Annotated in this window: 1 protein-coding gene; it reads right to left on the reverse strand. The window is 69.8% G+C overall.

Annotation, left to right across the window (positions count from 1 at the left end; genetic code table 11):
* The coding region (locus AC5P1C_RS43825) for a condensation domain-containing protein (RefSeq protein WP_493871592.1) at positions 1-881 on the reverse strand (881 nt) is incomplete at its 3' end.
* Positions 882-925 lie beyond the last annotated feature (44 nt).

The following is a 925-nucleotide window of genomic DNA, read 5'->3' on the forward strand; positions in this document are numbered from 1 at the left end:
CAGCCCACGGTGCGGGACAGGTCGGCTCCCGGTACGACGCCTTCCTCACGGCCGTGTCCTTCGAGCCGGATCAGCGTAGAGGATTCGGTGATGCCGCGTTTCTGCCGCCACTTGGCCACGGCGAGGGCGAGGCCGGCCAGCAGGCCGTCGTTCACCTGGCCGCGGAACGCCGTCGGCACCGACGTCAGCAACGCCTCTGTCGCCCGCACCGGCAGCCGCAGAGACAGGTACTCCGCCGTGGACGCCACGTCCACGGCAGGGTCCAGGGGACGCGAGCCGATCACGGGATCTGCTGTCTCCAGAATGCCTCGCCACAAGGGGAGTTCGGCGAGCCGGTTCTCGCTGACGGCCTCGTCCAGGAGGGCGTGGGTCCAACGCCGCACCGATGTCGCCACCGGCGCGAGCTCAGGCGTCCGCCCCTCACGTACGTGCTCCCAGGCGGTGGCGAGGTCGGGCAGGAGGATCCGCCAGGACACGCCGTCGACGACCAGGTGGTGCAGCATCACGAGCAGGCGGCCGGGAACCTGTGCGCCTGCGTCGAACCATACGAACTGGCCCATCACCCCGCCTCGCGGATCCAGCCGTCCGGTGGCTTCGTCCAGCTCGGCTTCTGCCAGCTCCCGCCAGCGCGGCTCATCCCACTGGCCATCGCATTCCACCCGGTGGACCAGGCCGGTCACGTCCACCGAACCCGGATCGGTGATCTCCAGGTTCCACTCGTCGCCCACGACGAGTCGGGAGCGCAGCGCGTCGTGGCGGTCGAATACCGCTGTCAAGGTCGCCGACAGGCCCTCCTGATCGATGCCGACCGGCAAGTCGAGCACGGCCGACATCGAGAACCGGCCCGTACTGCCGCCCAGTTCCCGCAGGTACCGGCTCACCGGCAGTACGGGCAGCCGACCCACACCTCCGCCCTGGAACTCCT

The organism is Streptomyces sp. A18 (assembly GCF_059026065.1).